This window comes from Oleiphilus sp. HI0067 (assembly GCF_001635735.1).
Genome location: NZ_LWFI01001323.1, coordinates 1 through 1,128, shown reverse-complemented (window position 1 = coordinate 1,128; position 1,128 = coordinate 1). Strand labels below are relative to the sequence as shown.

Annotated in this window: 1 protein-coding gene and 1 pseudogene; both read right to left on the bottom strand. The window is 44.5% G+C overall.

The window, feature by feature from the left end:
• Nucleotides 1-322: pseudogene (locus tag A3739_RS20775) on the bottom strand (electron transfer flavoprotein subunit alpha/FixB family protein); the annotation flags it as partial.
• Nucleotides 323-1,072: an electron transfer flavoprotein subunit beta/FixA family protein gene (locus A3739_RS20770; RefSeq protein WP_068474922.1), complete on the bottom strand. Its 750-nt coding sequence runs from the start codon at nt 1,070-1,072 to the stop codon at nt 323-325.
• Between the last annotated feature and the right edge of the window lie 56 nt (nt 1,073-1,128).

The following is a 1,128-nucleotide window of genomic DNA, read 5'->3' as shown; positions in this document are numbered from 1 at the left end:
CGTCTAGAAGTGCAGCAACACGTGGAAGGAAGTCCTTACCAGTTGTGCCCGCAGAAGTAAGAACGTGCGAGTAACCTTTACCAAGGTCAGCAACCAATAGAGAAAGGTTTTCAGCCAACTGATGGCCGTAAGCTGCGTTATCAGCTACCAATACTTTAGCAACGCCAGCCGCTTTTGACGCAGCTTCTGCTGCTGCACCACAACCTTCGCCCGCAACCAATACGTCGATGTCACCACCGATTGCTGTTGCTGCAGCAAGAACGTTAAGAGTAACTGGCTTCAAGCTACCATTATCATGATCTGCAATAACTAAAATGCTCATTTAGATCACCTTCGCTTCGTTTTTAAGTTTGTCTACAAGCTCTGCAACGTCTGCAACTTTAATACCCGCAGAACGTTTAGCTGGCTCTTCTACTTTCAATGTAGTTAGGCTAGCGCTCAACTCAACACCGTAATCTGCTGGAGATTTAGTATCGAGAGGCTTCTTCTTAGCCTTCATGATGTTAGGAAGAGATGCGTAACGTGGCTCGTTCAAACGCAAGTCAGTAGTCACTACTGCAGGAAGATTAAGACCAACAGTCATCAAACCGCCGTCAACTTCACGCGTAACGTTAACCTTATCACCTTCAACAACAACTTCTGATGCGAATGTACCCTGACCCATGCCTGCAAGTGCTGCTAGCATCTGACCAGTTTGGTTGTTGTCTGAATCGATAGACTGCTTACCAAGAATAACTAACTGAGGTTGTTCTTCGTCAACAATCGCTTTCAAGATTTTAGCAGCTTGAAGAGATTGAACTTGTTCGTCAGTTTCAACCAAGATACCGCGGTCTGCACCTAATGCTAGTGCTGTACGGATTTGCTCTTGAGCAACTTTAGGACCGATAGAAACCACAACGATTTCGCTCGCGATTCCTTTCTCTTTAAGACGAACAGCTTCTTCAACTGCGATTTCACAAAATGGGTTCATTGCCATTTTGATATTAGTAAGATCGACATCTGAATTGTCGGCCTTAACACGTACTTTGACGTTGTAGTCAATAACTCGTTTGACAGCGACAAGAACCTTCATAGATTCCTCATTCTTAACAATTGATGAATTGATGGTGCGAATGCCCTTAATCAAGC